Origin of the sequence: Alteromonas sp. KUL150, from assembly GCF_009811475.1 — a bacterium.
GTDB classification, from domain to species: domain Bacteria; phylum Pseudomonadota; class Gammaproteobacteria; order Enterobacterales; family Alteromonadaceae; genus Alteromonas; species Alteromonas gracilis.
In genome coordinates this window covers 44,548-62,812 of the sequence record NZ_BLIJ01000039.1, presented here as the reverse complement: position 1 = coordinate 62,812, position 18,265 = coordinate 44,548, and the positions used below count along the sequence as shown (strand labels likewise).

18 protein-coding genes are annotated in these 18,265 nt (G+C 41.1%); 8 read left to right on the top strand and 10 right to left on the bottom strand.

The window, feature by feature from the left end:
• Positions 1-14 precede the first annotated feature (14 nt).
• Complete coding sequence (locus GVO62_RS09440) at positions 15-704, bottom strand: hypothetical protein (RefSeq protein ID WP_159118782.1); 690 nt, start codon at positions 702-704, stop codon at positions 15-17.
• Positions 705-1,442: 738 nt separating this feature from the next.
• Here GVO62_RS09440 and GVO62_RS09435 point away from each other — a divergent pair.
• From GVO62_RS09435 to GVO62_RS09415, 5 genes are read left to right on the top strand one after another with little or no spacing between them, the layout of a single operon-like run.
• The gene (locus GVO62_RS09435) at positions 1,443-1,898 is read left to right on the top strand and encodes a nuclear transport factor 2 family protein (RefSeq protein ID WP_159118780.1); all 456 of its coding nucleotides are present in this window, start codon (positions 1,443-1,445) and stop codon (positions 1,896-1,898) included.
• A gap of 1 nt (position 1,899) precedes the next feature.
• Entirely contained in the window at positions 1,900-2,649 is a 750-nt protein-coding gene (locus tag GVO62_RS09430) for an SDR family NAD(P)-dependent oxidoreductase (protein ID WP_159118778.1), read from the top strand.
• Complete coding sequence (locus GVO62_RS09425; protein WP_159118776.1) at positions 2,646-3,218, top strand: DUF2878 domain-containing protein; 573 nt, start codon at positions 2,646-2,648, stop codon at positions 3,216-3,218. The genes GVO62_RS09430 and GVO62_RS09425 overlap by 4 nt, the downstream gene beginning before the upstream one ends.
• Positions 3,219-3,237: 19 nt before the next feature.
• Positions 3,238-3,774: a chalcone isomerase family protein gene (locus tag GVO62_RS09420; RefSeq protein WP_159118775.1), complete on the top strand. Its 537-nt coding sequence runs from the start codon at positions 3,238-3,240 to the stop codon at positions 3,772-3,774.
• A 10-nt stretch (positions 3,775-3,784) separates the two neighbouring features.
• A complete protein-coding gene (locus GVO62_RS09415) occupies positions 3,785-4,312 on the top strand; it encodes a DUF3833 domain-containing protein (protein WP_159118773.1) in 528 nt (175 codons plus the stop codon).
• 49 nt (positions 4,313-4,361) lie between these two features.
• On the opposite strand, the gene GVO62_RS09410 is transcribed toward GVO62_RS09415, so the two are convergent.
• The 9 genes from GVO62_RS09410 to dnaA form a co-directional block, all read right to left on the bottom strand.
• Complete coding sequence (locus tag GVO62_RS09410; RefSeq protein ID WP_159118771.1) at positions 4,362-5,744, bottom strand: sensor histidine kinase; 1,383 nt, start codon at positions 5,742-5,744, stop codon at positions 4,362-4,364.
• Positions 5,744-6,424, bottom strand: coding sequence for a response regulator transcription factor (locus GVO62_RS09405; protein ID WP_159118769.1), 681 nt, complete (start codon positions 6,422-6,424; stop codon positions 5,744-5,746). The genes GVO62_RS09410 and GVO62_RS09405 overlap by 1 nt, the downstream gene beginning before the upstream one ends.
• A gap of 118 nt (positions 6,425-6,542) precedes the next feature.
• Positions 6,543-7,220 carry an OmpW/AlkL family protein gene (locus GVO62_RS09400; protein ID WP_159118767.1) on the bottom strand — a complete coding sequence of 226 codons (678 nt, stop codon included), beginning with the start codon at positions 7,218-7,220 and terminating at the stop codon, positions 6,543-6,545.
• Positions 7,221-7,746: 526 nt separating this feature from the next.
• A complete protein-coding gene (locus GVO62_RS09395; protein ID WP_159118766.1) occupies positions 7,747-9,177 on the bottom strand; it encodes an IS1182 family transposase in 1,431 nt (476 codons plus the stop codon).
• Between the two features lie 204 nt (positions 9,178-9,381).
• The gene (locus GVO62_RS09390) at positions 9,382-9,903 is read right to left on the bottom strand and encodes a hypothetical protein (RefSeq protein ID WP_159118765.1); all 522 of its coding nucleotides are present in this window, start codon (positions 9,901-9,903) and stop codon (positions 9,382-9,384) included.
• 568 nt (positions 9,904-10,471) lie between these two features.
• The gene (gene gyrB / locus GVO62_RS09385; RefSeq protein WP_159118764.1) at positions 10,472-12,892 is read right to left on the bottom strand and encodes a DNA topoisomerase (ATP-hydrolyzing) subunit B; all 2,421 of its coding nucleotides are present in this window, start codon (positions 12,890-12,892) and stop codon (positions 10,472-10,474) included.
• Positions 12,893-12,900: 8 nt separating this feature from the next.
• Complete coding sequence (gene recF / locus GVO62_RS09380) at positions 12,901-13,989, bottom strand: DNA replication/repair protein RecF (protein WP_159118763.1); 1,089 nt, start codon at positions 13,987-13,989, stop codon at positions 12,901-12,903.
• A 122-nt stretch (positions 13,990-14,111) separates the two neighbouring features.
• Positions 14,112-15,212, bottom strand: a complete 1,101-nt coding sequence (gene dnaN, locus GVO62_RS09375; protein WP_159118762.1) for a DNA polymerase III subunit beta — start codon at positions 15,210-15,212, stop codon at positions 14,112-14,114.
• Between the two features lie 32 nt (positions 15,213-15,244).
• Complete coding sequence (gene dnaA, locus GVO62_RS09370; RefSeq protein ID WP_159118761.1) at positions 15,245-16,906, bottom strand: chromosomal replication initiator protein DnaA; 1,662 nt, start codon at positions 16,904-16,906, stop codon at positions 15,245-15,247.
• Positions 16,907-17,521: 615 nt separating this feature from the next.
• On the opposite strand from dnaA, the gene rpmH reads away from it, so the two are divergent.
• From rpmH to yidD, 3 genes are read left to right on the top strand one after another with little or no spacing between them, the layout of a single operon-like run.
• A complete protein-coding gene (gene rpmH / locus GVO62_RS09365) occupies positions 17,522-17,656 on the top strand; it encodes a 50S ribosomal protein L34 (protein WP_014290886.1) in 135 nt (44 codons plus the stop codon).
• Positions 17,657-17,671: 15 nt separating this feature from the next.
• On the top strand, positions 17,672-18,031 hold the full coding sequence (gene rnpA, locus GVO62_RS09360; RefSeq protein ID WP_105932699.1) for a ribonuclease P protein component: 360 nt from the start codon (positions 17,672-17,674) through the stop codon (positions 18,029-18,031).
• Positions 17,995-18,264, top strand: coding sequence for a membrane protein insertion efficiency factor YidD (gene yidD, locus GVO62_RS09355; protein WP_173359264.1), 270 nt, complete (start codon positions 17,995-17,997; stop codon positions 18,262-18,264). The genes rnpA and yidD overlap by 37 nt, the downstream gene beginning before the upstream one ends.
• Position 18,265: the final 1 nt, after the last annotated feature.

The window sequence follows — 18,265 nt, the reverse complement described above, 5'->3', positions numbered from 1 at the left end:
TTTGAGTATCGTTTTTAACGCCTAAGTGCTACCTCAGCATCATGGCTCCTATATTGTTCGCCAACCGCATTGATTTCGTCTCTGTATTCCCTTGCGTTTTCAGGGTGCCTTAACAACTCTGAAAGGCGCACTTCTACATTAGCGATCATTTTCCTTAAAGCATAATGCTCAAGTTCGTCTACTTGCCCCAGGAAAATAGCGATATCCTGTAAATGAGATAAACAGCAAGTGGTAATATCAACGCTGTACTGCTTAGCTAAGAACTTCACCATTCCATCGCTCGTCGCGCTGCTATTACTGCTCAATGGCTGCAATGGCATATCTGCAATATTTTTTTTAAACGTCACCGTAGTGTCTACAGAAAGGTTGAGCAACTTAACTGCTTCTAATCCTGCATTGCTAACATAGTTACCTATTCGATTATTGAGAGCGGTTAAGCTCTCGCTTTGTAAGTCAATTTTTGAATCGATATATACTTGCTTAGCGTGAAGTGCAATTTCGCTTGCATAAGAAATGTGGTTTAAATCTTCTAGAAAAACACCGCTGATTTTGGTGTCAAGAATGGTGTTTGCTTTGTTTATGAGCGCCGACTGTGCTTTTTGTGCTTCTGAAAATCGAATTTGAGATTCTGTTTTTCCTGCTTGCTTTGAGCAGCCTATTAACAAAAACACAAGTAAAAAGGTAAGAATTGAACGCCCTGTCATAAATCTATCCCTGTCGAATTTAGCAAATATTAGTATACGCCGTCATTCTGTAAATTAAGATTAATACAAATCTTAAACTTTTGTCACTTCTTATCTCTTAATTTGAGCATATTTCTGGATACAAAAAAGCGACTCTCTCGAGTCGCCTTTATAAGTACATGAACCTTGTGGGATCTCATAATCCTTGCAAAAAAGAACGTCCGTTTTTAAAGGCGTTGCGCGAATAATGAGAATTTTTCAGAATCCGAAATTCTCATAATCTCTTCTAAATTCCGCGAAAAATCTCATAATTACTTATAAAATCATAGGGAAGTTATGTTACGTTCGAGCTTTCCCTGATACCACTGATTTTTGCCGTAACCAGTTCGTCGAAAGCTTGTCCCTAAGCGACCCCTTTGTACGTGTTGCCGACATTCACAATTCCGCCTATCCAACATAAACCCAAACCTGATTATCAATGCCTCAATTTGAATGTCCGCTTTTTAGCCCATAGCAGACTAATTTAACCATCCGTAATTACTAAGACTTCACAGTAACACGCAGCAAAAATAAGAATAATTTGCTTGCAGCCCTTGCAGTGTGTGGTTTTTGTTGCAAATTAGGGTGTGTAGTTACTGAGAAGTCCACAACTGAGTGTGAATAGTTTTCTTACCTTACCAATTGTTAATTTTGTAGTCACATTCTGGTAATCCACCCTCCTGCACAATGAACACTATGATAAACATACGGGTGAACATTATGTTGGATACTACTCCAAACGACCGTGCTAAACACAAAGACCTTTCCCAAGGGCTTGCTTCTTTTTATAGCAATTTGAGTCTCAGTGTTTTGCCACAACTGAAAGTTCTATATAGCGAAGACATTGTTTTTATAGATCCTGTTGGGATACATAAAGGCCTCTCATCACTGACTCATTATTTTCAGCGGTTACTCGTTAACTGTTCCCAATGTCGTAGCCTGATTTCATCACTGTTTATCGATAGTGATGGTGGGTATATCCAATGGTCTATGACATTCGCTCACCCTCGATTGAATAACGGCAATGAATTGGAAATTAACGGCATTAGCGTGCTCAAGATTAAAGATAACAAAATTACTTATCAGCGCGACTTTTACGATATGGGCGCGATGATTTATGAGCACCTGCCAGTTATAGGAACAATCATTAAATTTCTACGAAAGAGGATGGCATAAGATGAATGAAATACTCATTACAGGTGCAAGTTCAGGTATCGGCTTGGCAACTGCAATTAAAGCAGCGAAAGATGGATGGCGGGTCATTGCCTGTGGACGCAATCAACAGCGGCTAGATGAGCTTGCAAGCCAGCATGAAAACATTAGAACGCTTGCGTTTGATATAACCGATGAAAATGCCTGTAAAATTGTTTTAGGGAAACTGTCACCCGACGTGGTGCTCTTAAATGCAGGCACATGTGAATATGTTGATGTAGATGATTGGCGACCTGCTATGTTCAAGCGTGTCTTTGACGCCAATTTCTTTTCTGTCGTTTATTGCATTGAAGCATTGTTGCCGAATTTAAAAGCAGGCAATCAAATCGTATTTGTAGACTCTTTAGCCCGGCTGTTGCCATTTACTAAAAGCCAGGCTTATGGCGCAAGCAAAGCTGCTTTATTTTATTTAGCAAAAACCATGGATGTTGACCTTAAGGAAAAGGGCATTGTTGTTAAGACTGCCTCTCCAGGTTTTGTCAAAACTCCCCTGACAGATAAAAACACATTTGACATGCCGATGAGTATCACAGCTGATGAAGCGGCTGTATCCATATTAAAAATCATTAATGGAAAAAGTCGAACTGGCTATTTCCCTACAGTATTTGCACTGATCGTACGAGCGCTTGGTTCTATCTTACCAATGTCGCTACAGGTGAAACTTTGCGGATTCTTGGCTACTTCGGCCGCAAATCAAGAGGCGTCAAAAGCATGAATACTTACAACAACTTTCATAATTTTTTGTGGTTCCAGTCAATATGGTTTATCGCAATTTTAGGTGGACAGCCTCTCGAGTGGGCGCTTGTCACACTGATTGCGAGTCATCTGTACTTCTGCAAAGAATGGATAACCGAACTTAAACTCATGGCATTCTGCGTAACTATTGGAGTAGGCATTGATGGTGTAAATACCTGGTTTGGGGTCTTCGAGTTTAACAATGAATCACAGATCACATTGATACCGATTTGGTTAGTGGCTATTTGGTGCGGTTTTATCGGTACATTGCGTCATAGTTTACGCTTCATGACAACAAAACCCTGGCTTATCACTTTGGCCTCGGGGATATCTGCGCCATTGAGCTACCTCGGAGCAATGCGCCTAGGAGCAGTGGAATTTCCGCTTGGTGTTTGGACTACGAGCATTCTTATTAGTATTTCATGGATGCTGATGATGCCTATATTTCTATTCATTTTAAGAACAATTGAGGACGAGGACCTTACCCTTGATGCCCCTCAAATCAGCAACGAACAGTCGTATACAGTTAACAAACAAATTCAAAATTAACAATACATTGGAGGTGACAATGCTAAGTCGTATTAATATTTTAAAGTCCCTGCTAGCAACAGTTTTGTTTATTGGCCAGATATCAATATCAACAGCCTCACAGAGCGACGGTTTGCAATTATTAAAACAAGAAAATTTAGTCGGTGAAGCGCGAATGACCTATCTATTTTGGGATGTGTATGATGCAAAATTATTCGCTCACGATGGTCAGTGGCGAGTAGATGAGCCTTTTATTCTTGAGTTAAATTATTTGCGAAGTTTAAAAGGCAAATCAATTGCGGAACGCTCTATCGAAGAAATACGCGATCAAGGATTCGACAACGAAGTGAAGCTAAATGAATGGTTGATTACGCTAGTTAAAATTTTCCCAGATGTTGATGAGACCAGCACAATTAAAGGTGTTGTGGATGAAAAGCGCAGTACTCGGTTTTATTTGAACGATGAGTTAATCGGAACAATCGAACAACCTGAATTTACTACTCAGTTTTTTAATATTTGGGTTGGTGAAAAAACCTCGGAGCCTAAATTACGTAAAAAACTCTTAGGGCTATCTTAAGGAGGCTGAAATGAAATTGTTATTGATTACTTTTGTATTTTTATCACTGACAGGCTGCGCAGTGTCTATAGATGGCAATCGTTACACTGACCAACAACCTGACTTTGACCTTAAGGCGTTTTTCGATGGTGAAGTAAAGGCTTGGGGCATAGTTCAAGATAGAAGCGGAAACCTAGTACAACGATTTGAAGTAGATATCATCGGTACGGTAGACGGCAATACCCTAACGTTAGATGAAAAGTTCTACTATTCAATTGGTGAAGGACCAACTGAAAGAGTGTGGACGATTAACGAATCTTCCACTGGTGTTTTTTCTGGCTTTGCGACTGATATTCCCGGCCCAGCGTCAGGGCGGGATTATGGAAACGCTGTGCTATGGAGTTATGAAATGGACTTGCCGGTTGGCGATACATCTTACGTCGTAAACTTTGAAGACTGGATTTGGGCTTTCGATGAAAACACGATTGTTAATCGGTCTTACATTAAAAAGTTTGGGATCGTTATGGCAGAGGTGACTATCTTTATGAGGAAAGCCTAAGTCATTCTCAATAATCGAACAGTTGGCGAAAACCATTCGCCAACTGTTCTTATTGAAGAAACGTAATTTGACAACAAAGTCCGGAATCAGACATTTCATTATCACTTAACACTAATTCTGCCTCATGCAGCTTAACAACAGCGGCAACCATAGCTAAACCCAGGCCATTTCCACTCGATGCACGGCTTTTATCTACGCGAAAAAAACGACTTGTCACACGCTCTTTGTTTTCGTCAGATACACCAATTCCGGTATCACAAATGGAGAACACTGTTTTATTGCCATCTTGTGTTAAAGATACGGTTATTTTGCCTTTGTGTGGTGTAAACTTAATCGCATTGTGAATTAAATTTCCAAAACACTGGAATAACAAATCTCTATCAGAATATACCTGAGCCTCTGCAATGTTCGAATCGACTTGAATCGATTTTTCTTCGGCGACTGGCGTATACATTTCAACAACATCATTTGCAATTACACCAATATCCCGAACTTCGAACGCACTTTTTTGCTTTTCCGACTCTATATCGGCAATGCGAAGTAAACCACTGAAAATAGATAAGATATTGTCTACCTCACCTAACAAGAGCTCTCGTTTCTCGGGCTGAGCAAATGCTTCGATATCCTGTCGCAACCTAGCTAGCGGAGTTCTTAGATCATGCGCGATGTTGTCGGAAACGGATTTTATGCTGTTAAGCATTTCTTCCAATTCATCTAGCATTTTATTGAGTACGATAGACAGTTTACTTAAGTCATCCCATGAACTTTCCACAGGTAATCGTTCGGAAAGGTTTCCTGAGGCGATAATGCGGTCAGTCGACTCTGCAATTCTATTAAATCGAATTACAACGTAATAGCCTAATGCAATGCTTAACGCGGAGACGAGAAACAGAATCAGGATCATTAACCAACCAAATGTACCGGCAACCCAAAGTGCAATTTCGATGTCGTCTATGTTTCTGCCAACCAAAAGTTCACTACCGTTGGGGAGCGTTCTAATAATGGCCATTATGTCGTAATGTTCACTGCCTATGCGGATACTTTTTGTATTGCTGTCAAGTAACTCATGGGCAATGTCAAAAAAGACGAATTCTCCTTTTTGGGGTTCTGAAAACACCTCTGGCCAGTTGGGAACGTTGCCTATTAACAGAGACGATACTTCAGGCTTAAGAGCATAGAAGTAAGCATTTTCAGGATCTTTTGTTTTTTCTCGTATCGAGTCTTCCAGGGCCTCAAAACCGACATGCTCGAATGTTTTTTGGAGAAGAGTAATTTCAGAATTAATTGCGTCTTTTGACTCTTTGAGCAATGCATTTTCGCCAGCCATAACAACGAAATATAAAACAAAGAACACACCAACCATTAACAAGGTTGAAAAAAATAGTCCGACTATAAAACTGGAGCTTTGTCTGAACTTACCAATCGTGTGCATTAATCACCCTGTGCAATGATGTAGCCTGCTCCACGTTTGGTCTGAATAAGTGGGGTGTCATGTCCTTTGTCTATTTTATTGCGTAGCCGGGAAATATGTACGTCGATAATATTGGTTTGAGGATCGAAATGATAATCCCAAACATTTTCTAAAAGCATGGTGCGTGTAACAACCTGCCCCTTATGCTTAAGCAAGTATTCCAATAACGTAAACTCTCGAGATTGCAGCTGTATTTCTTCGCCATTTCTAATGACGGTTCGAGCGAGCAAATCGACCTCTAAGTCATTCACTCTCAAAACAGTTTCTTTTTCAGTGGATTTGGTTTGTCTATTAGATAAAACCTCAAGCCTAGCCATTAGCTCCTCAAAGGCAAATGGCTTGGTCATGTAATCGTCAGCTCCAGCCTTTAAGCCCAAGACTTTATCTTCAACTTTGCCTTTCGCACTTAGGATAATGGTAGGCGTATCGATTTTTGAGGCTCGTAATGCATTGAGAATTGTCATACCGTCAACGTGAGGAACCATCCGATCTAAAACTAATACGTCGTATTTTTCTGTCGTTGCTAAAAAAAGGCCTTCTTTACCGTCATGCGCAACATCTGCAATATGCCCCAGTTCAGATAGACCTTTATTTATATAATTTGCAACAGTGCGATCATCTTCAATAATCAATACACGCATTCATACTGCCTTGTTGTAAGTATTCTGATTTTTTTATGAAATAAAGCATATTAACGGGCTTTAGGCAAAGGTAAGCGGAACTCTCTTTACAACGGCATACCTACCCTTGCCAAGTTTTCTAAAAACGGTATTTCAAGCCGACCCCCACTGTTAGTGGATTATAGTCAAAGCCTGTAACTGTTCCAGTGGCATTTTCTTCTGCCTCTAAGTCGATGGAAGACATTAAGCCGTATCTTACCTCGCCATTCATTGTCAGGTTTTCTGAGATCTTATAATCTGCTCCAACCATCAATTGAAAGCCAATGTCGCCATCTCCAGAATATGAAGACTCAACGCCATTCTGTTCGATATCAATATCGATTTCTTGAGTCCAGCCTATGCCCGCACCAACGTAAGTTTTCCAAGCATTATCTGTAGTAAAATGATAGTAACCGTTAAGGTAAAACATATTCGAAGCATAGTTTCCTTCAAACACCTCACCTGTTGCTGCAAGTGTTGTATCAGTGTCATTTGTGCGGTATTCCCAATATAATTCCACACTAACATTATGGTTATACTGATACCCTAAACCAAGGCCAGCATTAAACCCAGAACTGGTATTCACATCCCATTCGCCATTAAAAGCACCTGCGTCAGAGGCTGTGCCAGTTTGATTTGAAAGAGTGCTGATCCCAAAACTTGGTTTCAAGAACCATCCGCTATCTTCCTGCGCATGCACACTTGCACTCATTGTGAGAGTAATGATGCCTATGGTTACTAGAAGCTTTTTGGCTAGTGTTGATTTGCATTTTTTCATGTTTTGAATTTTCATGATTAAGTATCCCATTGTTAGTTAACGTTGCTTGTTTAAAAATTGGCTTGACGTTATTGCTATCAAGTTACGGATTGATAATAGATGACTGTTGGTTACCACTAGATGACTTGCTAATTACCAATAGTTAATGTTTTATAGGTCTGCCAGTTGGCATAGCATTTACAATGAATATTCTTAAGTTCAACTAGTAATATTTAACGCCTTAACATCTGATAATGGCTCAGGGGCAATTGTAAAATGAGATACGTGTTTGACTGATTACAAACAACAGAATGTAGTGCATAAACTGGAGTGTCTTAATTTCATGCTAACTCCTTGTCTAAGTGGGTCGCTGAACACTGGCTGTGAGGCAACGAAGTACGTAATTCAACCCGTCATCCCGATGAAAATCAGGATCTGCAGTGTACGCAGGCCGTGTGAAAACTCATATTTATGGTTGCTGTTTCAAATTGAATAATACAGTAATTCTGAGGCCACTATAGTTTTTGAATGAGTGTTTCCACAACTCTCATGTCTTCATTGCAGATATGAGACCGCTAACGCTCATGATATTCATCATTCTTTTGAAGTTGTATGCCAAGACCTGCAAACTTACCTCTGTTTTTACATGTTTTAATGTTCTTGTCAGTAGTTGTTGCGTTCCTGCCCATTGCTTTATTGTGCCAAAGGGATGTTCGACGGTTTGATGCCTCAATGTCATTGCGTTTGGCATGTTTTTGTAAGCTTGTGCCACGCGTTCAACATGCTCCTCATCATCGAGTCTTCGGATCCGTCTTCCTGCTGGTGATGTTGTGCACCGCGATTTCATAGTACAACCTTTGCAGGTCATGACCGACATGTAAGCGCGTAGCGGTTTTCCTTTGTCAGTTGAAACAAAGCTAAACGGGATATCTTTGCCAGCAGGACATTCATAGACGTCTTTTTCTTTGTTATAGACAAAGTCTTCTTTGGTAAACAGTCCTTTTTTTCGATTAGCCGAAGTACGGATCTTCGGAACAATTGCAGTAACGCCTGCCTCATGAACAGTCTTAAAGCTCGTGCTGTCGTCATAACCTCTATCAGCAAGAATGGTAATGTCTTGTTTACCTAACGCTTGTTGCACATGCTGGCTCATCGGAACAAGCTGATGTCTGTCACTTGGGTTATTCGTCACATAGTGGGCAAGTATCAAGTGGTGTTTGGTGTCGACAGCCGCTTGAATATTATAGCCAACTAATACGCCTTTATGCTTTAGTGCCATTCGCCTGCTGTCGGGGTCGATATAGGAGATTTGTTTGTCGGGTAAGGTTTCCAATTCTTGCTGTATTGTTTTTTCGCTTACCAGACGTGCTTGCAGTTTAGCGAGCTTGCCTTTCACTTTTTCTGCGTCTTCAGTGCGGGACTGGCGGTCTGCTCTATCGAGCTCCATAAGATAATTGGCAATATCTTTTTCGGTCGTTTCGATACACGTCTTTATCAAACCACGTGAGTAGTTCTTAGCGAGATTGTTAACCGCTTTGAATTTGGTGCCGTCAATAGCCACGATGGCATCCGTAAACATATTGAGTTCACGGCATATCAACACAAAGCGCTTACATACTTGTTGTATCGCGTTGCCGTTGTCACGTCTGAAATCAGCAATCGTTTTAAAATCTGGGGTAAGACGCTCAACCAGCCACATTAACTCGACATTACGCTGCGTTTCTTTTTCTAAACGTCTGCTTGATTGAATGCGATTAAGATAACCATAAAGGTAAATCTTGAGCATGGTTGCCGGAGAATAGCTTGGCCTACCTGTTTTGGCTGGTTGGCAACGTGCAAAACCCAACTCAGCTAAACCCAATGAATTGATAAACATATCGACTGCACGAATCGGATTATCTTCATGGATGTAGTCATCTAAAACTTCGGGGAACAGCGTGCTTTGTGTTCGGCTTTGGCCTTCGATAAATCTCGACATGTGATTGAAACCTATCAATTTTTTGATGGTTTTATTGTACCAATTCAGATATCAATTGAGGATCGATACTTAAGACCGATTGATCATATAAAAAGTCTGCTTAGACCAAAAGGTGATCAATAGTTTTCACACAGCCTGTACGTGAAGCTGCCGTACGGTAGTAGTCAGCTCAGCTGCGAAGATGAACGAAAGCTGGTGATTAAATTAATTAATTAGTCCTAAATAGCTGTTCAGGGTATGCGGCTGTTTGTAATCTGTTTCGGTTTGTTTTTCATTAACCACCTCTAAGTCTTTCCACCTAATGAGATATTCAAAATCGCACACATCATAACGGCCTTTGGCGATGATTATTGTCTTCTGTTGACTACCAAATTTCACCACACTTCGTGAGAAAGTTTGCCTTTGAAAACTCATGGCTTTCTTTATGATATTGATAAACTTCTCGCATTTTATTGAGCACCTCCTGTTCCAAAAAGTAAGGAAAGCCCCCTGAATTAGCAGTCCTTCGTAAAGCATATCAATATTGTGCTCATGAAATGTAGTGAATCGCCTGTAGCCCTCTTTATCACAGCTTGCCAAATAATTTTTAAGAAGCACTTCTGTTACTGCTATTTCAGGTTGAGCACCTGTAATCTTAGCCTCTAAATGTGTCCTCTCTTTTAGGTACTGACCTGTTAAAAAACTCAATAGCAATAGACAAGAAAGGATAAAATATTTAAGTTTCACAAACAGAGCCAATCAAATAAGAAATAGTTAACTTGCTTTATCGGGATTTTTTACAATAAGACAATGTCACCAGTCCATTTGTATGAGTTATACGAAGAGAAAGCGTGCAGGGCTGAAGGACGAAGAGCAGATATACAACATCACTGCTTTGAAGTTCGGTTCAGGTGTATAGTAGATATGGTAAACAAAGCCTATAGCGATTGAGTGTTTCTGATACATGCCAGAAATCCAGTGCCGCAAACCTAACTGTCCGCTTTGTCTGAAGCTGCCCCTCGCACCAATGACAATGACGGGCTGCAATTCGCTCAAACCTCTCGAACGTTTCCTGTAGCATAAACCTCTGCAACACTTCACCAACAAAGATTGCGGCCCGCAACGCGCTCCCTCTTCAAAATGTATATTCCAGGAACCTATGCTTTTTGAGACTTTTTTGGATCAAAGGCCTGCTATTCATACTTTTTAAAAAATAAAAAAGGCGTAAATAAAAAACGCCTTTTGCATTAATTATGAGAACTCATGGAAACAATGTGAGACAAATTGGAAACAATTATGAGAACCCACAATAGGTTTACACGTCCAAGTTTTCTACTTTAAGCGCATTGGCTTCGATAAACTCTCTGCGAGGTTCAACTTGATCGCCCATCAATGTTGTGAACAACTGGTCACAACCAATGGCGTCTTCGATTGTCACCTGAAGCATACGACGGCCTTCAGGATCCATCGTCGTCTCCCATAGCTGTTCTGGGTTCATTTCACCTAACCCTTTATAGCGTTGAATATACTGACCACGTTTTGCTTCGTTCATTAACCAATCAAGTGCTTCTTTAAACGACTCGACAGGCTGCTTGCGTTCACCACGTTGAATGTAAGCATCGACACCCATCATATCGTTAATCGCCAAGTTAAGCGCTTTAAGGCGTTGATATTCTGACGACTCGATAAACTCATGATCGATATTATATTCATAATCAATACCGTGCATGCGCATGATTATCGTAATGTAGTATTCGCTTAGTTCAGCGTCATTACGAATTTCATAGCGATATGTTGCACCGTCATTTTCACGCTCTGTAAGCTGTTCAACAAAGTGTTTAGCAACATGCTCCAGTGCGCTTTGGTCTTTAAGGTCTTCTAAGTTAAGGGTTGGCGTGTAGAGCATTCTGTAAAGAATAGATGAAGGCATTAAACGCTTCATACGATTTATCATCTTCTCTGCAGACTGATACTGTTTAACAAGATTTTCTAAGCCAACACCGCTAATACCTGGGTCATCATCGCTAGTATGCAATGATGCACCGTCGATAGCGATTGAAGTAAGGTAATTTGTTAAGGCATCGTCATCTTTAAGATATTGCTCTTGCTTGCCTTTCTTTACTTTATATAGCGGTGGCTGTGCAATGTATACATATCCACGCTCGATGATTTCAGGCATTTGACGATAGAAGAACGTTAGTAGAAGCGTACGAATGTGAGACCCATCCACGTCAGCATCGGTCATGATAATGATGCTGTGATAGCGCAGTTTATCAGGGTTATATTCGTCACGCCCAATACCACAACCTAGTGCCGTGATAAGCGTTGCAACTTCTTGTGAAGAAAGCATCTTGTCGAAACGCGCTTTTTCAACGTTCAAGATTTTACCTTTAAGTGGCAAAATTGCTTGGTTCTTACGGTTACGACCTTGCTTTGCAGAGCCGCCCGCAGAGTCACCCTCCACTATGTAAAGTTCACTTAATGCAGGGTCTTTTTCCTGACAGTCGGCTAATTTTCCAGGTAAACCTGCTAAATCTAGAGCGCCTTTACGGCGAGTCATTTCACGCGCTTTTCGAGCAGCTTCACGAGCACGTGCTGCATCTATAATTTTGCCCGCAATTATTTTACTCTCAGCAGGGTTTTCTAATAGAAACTCTGCCAGTTTTTCATTCATTGCGGATTCAACCGCTGGGCGAACTTCAGAAGAAACCAGCTTATCTTTGGTCTGTGAACTGAATTTAGGATCTGGAACTTTTACCGAAACAACCGCTGTTAGCCCCTCTCGAGCGTCGTCACCGCTTGCGTTCGTTTTCGCTTTTTTATTCAGCCCTTCTTTTTCCATGTAGTTATTTAACGTACGTGTTAATGCACCACGGAAGCCAGCTAGGTGAGTGCCACCATCTCGCTGTGGAATATTGTTTGTGAAACAGAATACATTTTCTTGGAAGCTGTCATTCCACTGCATTGCAACTTCTACTGCAATACCGTCTTCTTGCTCACTGCTAAAGTGAAATACCTTTTGATGGACTGGTGTTTTTTTCTCGTTCAAGTACTCAACGAATGCTTTAATACCGCCTTCATACATGAAGTGATCTTCTTTGCCATCGCGTTCGTCTTTTAAGCGAATAGACACACCCGAGTTAAGAAACGATAGCTCGCGAAGACGCTTTGCCAAAATATCATAGTGATACAGCGTATCTGTAAAGGTGTCAGAACTAGGCCAAAAACGGATCATTGTGCCCGTTTTATCACTGTCGCCAGTTACCGCTAGTGGAGCCTGAGGCACGCCATGAGCATATTCTTGCTCGTGTGCTTTTCCACCGCGACGAATTCGTAATTTCAATCGGCTAGACAGTGCGTTTACAACCGACACACCTACACCATGAAGACCACCAGACACTTTATAGGAATTGTCGTCGAACTTACCGCCTGCGTGTAGAACGGTCATAATAACTTCTGCAGCAGACACCCCTTCTTCAGGGTGCAGTTCTGTTGGTATGCCTCGACCATCGTCAGACACAGAAACTGAACCATCACTGTGAATGAGCACAGTAATTTCAGAACAGTGTCCAGCCAGTGCTTCATCGATAGAGTTATCGACCACCTCAAAAACCATGTGGTGTAACCCGGTACCATCATCGGTATCACCGATATACATACCAGGGCGCTTTCTTACGGCATCCAATCCTTTAAGTACTTTAATACTGGACGAGTCGTAGTTGTTCTCTGCTGACATACTAGCTTTTACTCCTCTTTCACGCTTCCATGTTCCACGTGAAACATTTTCTTTTCGTTATATTTTTGTATAAAAGCGAGTTGCGAGGATTCTATTGCAGTAACGAAAACCTGCGTATCCATTTCGAGCAACCCATCAATAAATTGTTCTCTTTTATCTGCATCTAATTCAGCACCAACATCGTCTAGTAAAAATATACTTTTTCGATTTGTAGCAGAATTAAAAAGCTTAGTTTGGGACATTTGTAGCGCCGCCACAGCCATTCTAAGCTGCCCTCTTGATAAAAGCTCCTGGGCATTGACGCTGTTAACTTTAAGTCTTAAATCGGCTTTATGAGGCCCAGAAGAGGTATGTCCTATTTTACCATCATACTCACGTTTTTTAACCAAGCTTTCTGATAAACACACATCTTTTTCCCACCCTCTATAGTAACTTAATTCGACATCGAAGTTTGGAAGAAATTCACGGGCATATTCTTTAAAGATTGGGGTAAGTCTATCAACGTATTGACGCCTCTTGTCCGTTAGCGCTTCCCCGAGTTGGACGAACTGCGACTCCCAATATTGATTCTCCGCCGCGTTCAAATTAGCCATTTGTTTCAAAAGCGCATTTCTATGTTTTAGAAACTTTGAATACTGATTAGCCAACAATTGAAACTCATGTTCCACGTGGAACAATCCCCAATCTAGAAACCGACGACGCTCCGAAGGAGAGCCGATAATTAAATCTGTGCTTTGAGGTGTGAAAAGCTGAAGCGGCACTAAGCTAACTAAATCAGAAAGCTTGTTTGAATGCGCACCGTTGATACTGCATATAAAAGATTCCGTGCGACCTCGCTTAATACCCAACTTAAGCGACTCTGTTTCCTCTGTTTTACAAGAGGCAAAAACGCTAAAGCTATCTTTATCATTTTGGATTACAGATCCGTGCTTATTTGTTCTAAAGGAACGACCAAAACCAAGATAGTATAGCGCTTCTATCAGCGACGATTTTCCACTGCCATTCGCACCTTTTATAATTGTTAAAAGTGGCGACGGGGAAAAATTGACAGAAGATAGATTACGAAATTGTGTAATCTGGACACGGTCCAGTTTCATGAGGTCACACTGAAAATAAAAAGAAGCGATAAACATTTGTTGTTAATCGCTTCCTGAGATAAGACACTAAACAATATTGAATTTACTAAATAGCCTATGAAATAGCATGCATTTATTTGCCTCTAAAGACGCATCGGCATAATTACATACAAAGCAGCATCATCAGCGTCATCTTCAATCAAAGCACTAGCATTTGAATCAGACAAACTTACTTTCACGCCATCAGCCCCTAGTGCATTAAGCACGTCAATAAGGTAGGCAACGTTAAATCCAATCTCTAAATCGTCACCCTGGTACTGAACATCAACAATTTCTTCTGCTTCTTCTTGCTCAGGGTTATTAGCCGTAATTTTAAGTTCGCCTGAAGAAAGATTTAAACGCACGCCCCTAAACTTTTCATTAGACAAAATAGCTGCTCTTGAAAACGCGTCTTTTAAAACCGCTTTACTCGCGATTATTTCTTTATCGCCATTTTGCGGAAGCACACGTCGATAGTCAGGAAATCGCCCATCAACTAACTTTGAGGTAAATATGAAGTCGTTCGAAAAAATACGTAGATGGTTAGCACCAATTTGCACCTTCAGAGATTTATCGTCCTCACCAATGAGGCGTGATATTTCTAACACCCCTTTGCGAGGGATAATAACCTGACGCGATGGAAGCGTGGTTTCGTAATTCAATCGGCAAAGTGCGAGTCGATGTCCGTCTGTAGCAACGGTACGAATAGTGTTTTCTTCAGTCTCGAGCGACATGCCGTTCAGATAGTAACGAACGTCTTGTTGAGCCATTGAGAAACTTGTCGCATCTATTAAACGCTTAAGATCGCTGCACGTTAATTCGAATTCAACTTCGCCTTCCCAATCTTCAAGGTTAGGATAATCATTTGCCGAAAGCGTAGATAGTGTATAGCGACCTCTCCCTGCACGAATAAGTGCTTTGCTACCATCAAGAGAGAAGTGAATATCTGTGCCCTCAGAAATACCACGAATGATATCGAATAACTTTTTCGCAGGGACAGTAATTTCCCCTTCGGTAAACTCACCTTCTAGTTTTACACTAGAAATTAGTTCGACCTCTAAATCTGTACCCGTAAGCCAAAGTGCGTCTTCACTTACTTTAATAAGCACATTAGAGAGTATTGGCAACGTATGCCTGCGCTCTACTGCGCCAGACACTAACTGAAGGGGTTGTAAAAATTGTTCACGGCTTATAGTAAATTTCATCGCAGTGCTATCTCGCCTCTAAGGTCGTGTTGTTAGGAAGACAAAGTCCTAATGAGGTTCTTATAGTCTTCTTTTATATCATGACTTTCTTCTCTTAGCTGCTGTATTTTTCTACATGCATGTAAAACCGTTGTGTGGTCTCGCCCACCAAATGCATTTCCAAGTTCAGGAAGGCTGTGGTTAGTGAGCTCTTTCGCTAGCGCCATAGCGACCTGACGGGGACGCGCTACACTTCTACTACGTCGTTTAGACAAAATATCAGCAACTTTTATCTTATAATAATCTGCGACTGTTTTCTGAATATTATCAACCGTAACCAATTTTTCCTGCAAAGCGAGAAGATCTCTTAATGCTTCGCGCACGAAATCTATAGTGATAGGACGACCGGTAAAGTTTGCGTTAGCAATAACACGGTTCAATGCACCCTCAAGCTCACGTACATTTGAACGCAAACGTTTAGCGATAAAAAATGCCACTTCATTGGGTAAGTGAATGCGGTTTTCGGCAGCCTTGCGCATTAAAATAGCCACTCGCGTCTCAAGCTCAGGCGGCTCAATAGCAATTGTTAAACCCCAACCAAAGCGCGATTTTAATCGGTCTTCTACCCCATCAATCTCTTTAGGATATCTATCAGAGGTAAGAATAATTTGTTGGTTACCTTCTAAAAGTGCATTAAAGGTATGAAAGAACTCTTCTTGTGAACGCTCTTTATTAGCGAAGAATTGAATATCATCGATAAGCAACGCATCAACACTGCGATAGAAACGCTTAAAGTCCTCAATGGCGTTATTTTGAAGAGCCTTCACCATGTCCTGCACAAATCGTTCAGAATGCATATATACAATTTTTGCATCGCCATTGTTTGCAACAATACCGTTACCCACCGCATGCAAAAGGTGAGTCTTACCTAAACCCGTACCACCATATATAAACAACGGGTTATAAGAACCGCCAGGGTTGTTTGCTACCTGAGTAGCCGCCGCACGAGCAAGTTGGTTAGATTTACCTTCAACAAAGTTGTCGAACTGATAAGTCGGGTTTATGTTGCTCTTATGTTTCATTGCCTCTGGGATCGGGACCACTTTTGGCTGCATAGGTGAACGCGTTGGTTGATTACCATACTGATTTGGATCGTAGCGATCTTGATTCTTAGATCCATGATCTCCGTGATCAACATATTGTCGATTGGCAGAGGCCGGTGGCGGTACTCTATTACTGGGCTCATACTCATTATTATACTGCCCAGACGATTTACCTCCTCCCACCGACGGCGAAGAAAAAGGGGAAGAAGAAGGATTATTAGTATTCGAAGCGGCCTGATTAGGAACGTAGCTATTACTGCTTTGAAGCCCTTGATTACCTGCTAACGAATTTTGGCCGCTGTAACCCGCATTGCCGCCGCTTCCTGTGGACGAAGATACATTTCCACTAGCTGACTGTGTGCGCGCATTACTATGACGGCTCATCACTTCTAAGCGCAACTGAGGCGCATCATTGCCAGCAAATTCTCGCAACAAGCCAGTTATATTATTGAGGTACTTATCTCTTACCCAATCAAGAACAAAACGATTTGGCGCATATAAGGAAACCATACCGCCCTCTTCTTCACAAACAAGCGGTCGTATCCACATACTAAATTGCTGCGTTGGTAATTCCTGACGCAACCTTTCAAGGCATTGGTTCCACAAAGACATAGTACGTAGCTAGCTCCCGTTACTCGCAAGAAAAGCCAACATCGAAAATGCCATATATAGAAAATCAGGCAACAGAAAGCGCCATCAGAGAGAAATAGCGTTGGAAGTGTTGGGTAACAGCGAGAAATTAAATTATCGTTTTATAAGCTGTGGATTATCTAACGTTATCAACAAAAAGTAAATAACGATCCCCGACGATCTTTCCGATCAAAACCCTATAGTATTGATTTTATTAACCTTTAGTTTTAGATCAAATCATACTATGTCGAGAAAAATTCGGTCTAAATAAGACGTGAAAATACAGAAGATCCCCTTGCAATTTTTAAGTTTAGTGATGTTTTACACAAACTACTGTGGATAACCTGAGCGACTTTTACACGTTATTCACAAGAACTTTGCATGATAATCTGACGTATTGTTCAAAATATAGTAAAAATTGTTCACTTATTCGTCCGAAAAGCAAGAATATCCATTGACACGAGGCCACGAGATCTCTAGAATTCAGCGTCCTTTTTCGATGGGCTTTTCTGGTGAAAACACCACATTATTCTGAAAGCAGCGTAATGTGTTACCAAAAACGCCTATGTTTAACTAAATATAAGTGAGACTTTGGTCATGAAAAGAACATTTCAACCGAGCAATTTGAAGCGCAAGCGTTCTCACGGTTTTCGTGCTCGTATGGCGACTAAAAATGGTCGTAAAGTACTAGCAGCTCGCCGTGCAAAAGGCCGCGCTCGTCTTTCAGCTTAATTGAAAGACGCTAAAGTGGGCGAGAATACGTTTTCTAGGGAGTTACGTCTGTTAACTCCCACCCACTTTACCTATGTGTTTGATGACGCAACCCCAGCTGTATCTCCCTCTTTTACTATCCTAGCTAGAAAAAATACTCTTTCAAATCCTCGTTTGGGCATTACATTGGCTAAAAAGCGCATACGCAAAGCCCATGATAGAAATCGCTTAAAACGCTTGGTCAGAGAAAGTTTCAGGCACAAACAACACAATCTACCCAATGTCGATATTATCGTTATTGGTAAGTCTGGCGCCGACAACCTTAGCAACCAAGAAGTATTTTCAACACTGGATAAGCTATGGAAAAAATTAAACAAGCGTTGCAGCAACTCTTAATAGTGGTGCCTTTGACCTTGATAAAGTGTTATCAATGGTTCATATCACCTATATTAGGGCAACGATGTCGTTTCCATCCTTCTTGTTCTTGGTATGCTATAGACGCGTTAAAAACGCACGGATTGGTAAAAGGCGGTTGGTTATCTATTAAACGCATATTAAAATGCCACCCTTTGCATGCCGGCGGATACGATCCAGTGCCGGAAAAACAACAAGATAAACACTCAAAATAAA